This window comes from Actinomycetota bacterium, from assembly GCA_036280995.1.
Taxonomy (GTDB): domain Bacteria; phylum Actinomycetota; class CALGFH01; order CALGFH01; family CALGFH01; genus CALGFH01.
Genome location: DASUPQ010000086.1, coordinates 1 through 3,301, shown reverse-complemented (window position 1 = coordinate 3,301; position 3,301 = coordinate 1). Strand labels below are relative to the sequence as shown.

The 3,301-nt window shown below is 67.1% G+C and carries 4 protein-coding genes; 3 read left to right on the top strand and 1 reads right to left on the bottom strand.

The window, feature by feature from the left end; translation table 11 throughout:
- Positions 1-400: 400 nt before the first annotated feature.
- A complete protein-coding gene (locus VF468_02355) occupies positions 401-1,141 on the bottom strand; it encodes an SDR family oxidoreductase (protein HEX5877154.1) in 741 nt (246 codons plus the stop codon).
- Between the two features lie 433 nt (positions 1,142-1,574).
- Between VF468_02355 and VF468_02350 the strand changes: the two genes are divergently transcribed.
- From VF468_02350 to VF468_02340, 3 genes are all read left to right on the top strand, one after another.
- Complete coding sequence (locus tag VF468_02350; protein ID HEX5877153.1) at positions 1,575-2,141, top strand: winged helix-turn-helix domain-containing protein; 567 nt, start codon at positions 1,575-1,577, stop codon at positions 2,139-2,141.
- Entirely contained in the window at positions 2,066-2,659 is a 594-nt protein-coding gene (locus tag VF468_02345) for a transposase (protein HEX5877152.1), read from the top strand. Before VF468_02350 ends, VF468_02345 begins: the two co-directional genes overlap by 76 nt.
- A 244-nt stretch (positions 2,660-2,903) precedes the next feature.
- Positions 2,904-3,301, top strand: a 398-nt coding sequence (locus VF468_02340) for a transposase (GenBank protein ID HEX5877151.1), incomplete at its 3' end; no start/stop codon positions are given.

The window sequence follows — 3,301 nt, the reverse complement described above, 5'->3', positions numbered from 1 at the left end:
CTGGTGGCCAATCGTTACCTGCCGTCGACTTGGCCGGCCCAAGCGCACATAGCGTTGCTGCCGCCAACCATACTCCGGCGTCAGGGTCCAGGTGTTCAGAGGGGCAACACCATGCGCCAGCAACCGCCACCGCCTGCCAGCTGGGGCACACCGCCGCCACCACGGCCGCCAACGGCGAATGGCCTGCCCTGGTACCAGAGCTGGTGGTGGGCCGTGGCGTTGGCTGCCTTCTCGTAATCGGAAGGTCGAGGGTTTGAATCCCTCCTCGGGCTCCAAGACCGCAGGTTAGAGTCCCGCCCGCTTCGCTACGTACGAACCCGTCCGATCAATAGAACGCCCGTCGATGCAGCCGGCCTGTGGGCCGGGCGCGCATTGGTGCGTATCTCAGAAACCAAGTCGGTCAGCTTTGCTGCTGGCTGCTCCACAGCTGCCACACGGTGGTCCTCACCGAGCGGGGTTGTTCGAGCACGACGCGGACCGCGTAAGCGACATCGTCGGGACGCAGGTACGCATCGAGCTCCGGCGAACCTTCGTCCCGGCCGGCACCGATGGCAAACTCGGTGGCGGTCCCCGCCGGGCAGATCAGCGTCACTCGCATCCCTTCCGCCCGGAGCTCACGGTCCAGCGAGCCGCCAAGCCCCACCTGGGCGAACTTGGTGCCCGCATAGACCGCCTCGTCCGCGCCGCCTCGGAAGCCGGCGACCGAGCTGACGATCACGATGTCGCCGCCATCGCCCTGTGTCCGGAATTGGCGCACACCCGACCGCACCGTCCACACCGTGGCCAGATAGTTGGTCTCCACCATCTCCCGCAGCTGCGCGTCGTCAATGTCCAGAATGCCGCCGTAGGCGCCGATGCCCGCGTTGGCAACGACGGTGTCTAGCCGCCCCCACTTCTGGACCGCCGCGGCCACGAGGGCCTCGTTGTACTGGGGGTCGCGGACGTCCCCAGGGAGGGCGACGGCATGCTCGTCGCCAAGCTCACCCACCAGCGAAGCCAAGCGGTCGTTGCGGCGGGCGCCCAACGCCACCTTGGCGCCGGCCCCGACCAACGCTCGGGCTGTCGCCGCACCGATTCCGGCGCTCGCTCCGGTGATCGCTGCAACTGTGCCCTCAATCGAGCGGGTTGGGCGGTACGACAAGGGAGCACCTCCAGAGTGGCGTGGACGCCAGGAAGCATGGACGCCAGTATGAAGCACGGGCGCGCAGGCTCCACGCCCAACCCACTGTGCCAGCGGCTCGGGCTAGCCCTGGTTCTCCATGAACCTGACAGCGTGTCCGGGCGCTGCATCTGACGCCTGATCATCCAGACGATCCAACAGGATCCTTCTCGATCCGTCTGGATAGACGACTCGTCCAACGTGAGCAGGCCAGATCCGTCTGGAGCCGACCAGACCGACGTAGAGCACCAGGCTACGGATGTGGCGGTTGGGGTTCGAATCCCTCGCGGCGCGCCAAACGCGCAGCTCAGAGGCTATCAAGCAAGAAAAGCTTGGTAGATTGCATATATGTCAGTGGTAGTCCTTATTTGATTGTTTCGCTTTGAGGTGACGATGGGGTGGCTGGTGTGGAAGCATGCCCGCTATGTCGACCAACCGCCGCAAGCAACAAGCACGACAGCGGGCCGTGAGAGAGCGGGCGGCCCGCCAGGCCCGTCGGGAACGGGCCGCTGAGTTGTTCGCCCAGGGCCGTACCCAGGCCGAGGTGGCCCGTGAGCTGGACGTCTCGGGCCAGAGCGCCAGCCGCTGGCATAGCCGCTGGCGAGCCGACGGCACGGCCGCGTTGCGGACTCGTGGGCCGACCGGCCGACAGCCCAAGGTCGCCGACGACCAGCTGGAGGCGATCGAGCAGGCGCTGCTGGAGGGCGCGCTCGCCCACGGCTTCGCCACCGACGTGTGGACCCTTGACCGGATCGCCATGGTGATCCAGGGCCTGACCGGGGTGGGGTTGTCGAACCCATCGGTGTGGCGGCTATTGCGAGGGCGGCTGGGCTGGACTGTGCAGCGGCCCCAGCGGCAGGCGAAGGAGCGCGACGAGGAAGCGATCCAGCACTGGGTGGCCCATGAGTGGCCCCGGATCAAAAAAGGGCCCGCGCAGAATCGGCCTGGATCGTCTTCTTCGACGAGTCGGGCATCTCGCTGATCCCACCGGTCCGGCGGACCTGGTCGCGGCGCGGCAGGACGCCGATCCTGCGCCACCGCATGGCCTGGAAGCGGGCCTCCATGGCCGCCGCGCTCGGCTACCACCCAGAAGGTACCAGTGCGAGGTTGTGCTTCCACCTCCAGGCTGACAGCTACGACACCGACAGCCTCATCGGCGTCCTGGAGCAGCTCGCAGCGTTCTACACCGGCCACCGGGTGGTACTGCTGTGGGACGGGCTGAGTTCGCATTGGAGCCACAAGATGCGCGCCCACCTGGCCGCCCAGCGCCACTGGCTCACCGTCGAGCGGCTCCCCGCCTACGCCCCCGAGCTGAATCCAGTCGAGTATTTGTGGGCCAACCTCAAGGGCGGAGCGCTGGCCAACTGCACCGGCGACACCATCGCCGAGGTCGCCGACGCCACCGAACAAGGCATCCAGCGCATCTGCGACAGTGACAGCCTGGTGGTCGGGTTCCTCGCCCACACCGGCCTGTCCCTCGATACTGAGCCGTCACCCTAACGTGAAAGGATCAAATAGTCGTCGCTCTCCCAGCGGGGAGGCCCGTTCCGGGGTGAAAATCGGCCCTGGTCGCCCGCTGACGTCGTCGCTCCTTGGTCGCCGTGTCAGGCCGTCTCTTAGTCGGACGCTGGGAGCCGCGCCATGGGCCCTTCAGTGTTGCCTTGAGCACGCGGACTAGCTTTGCCGTTGCCTTGCGGCTCCTGCGGGTGGCCGTGTTGGTGGCTGCCGAGGTGAGGAGGCGCAGGTGCTGGAGGAGGCGCACGACAGCGAGGAGCTCATCCAGCGGGTCGCGGCGTTGGATATCGGCAAGGCCCAGCTGACCTGCTGTGTGCGGGTGCCACACCCGGACCAGCCGGGCAAGCGGCTGCAGGAGGTGCGGACCTACCCGACGATGACGCGGTCGCTGCTGGTGCTGGCGGATCGGCTACGGGAGCTGGGCGTGACGCGGGTGGTGATGGAGGCCACCAGCAACTACTGGAAGCCTCCCTTCTATCTGCTGGAGGCGCACGGGCTGGAGGTCTGGCTGGTCAACGCCAAGGATGTCAAGCACCTACCCGGTCGACCGAAGACCGACAAGTTGGACGCGGTCTGGCTCTGCAAGGTCGCCGAGCGGGGCATGCTGCGGCCCAGCTTCGTGCCACC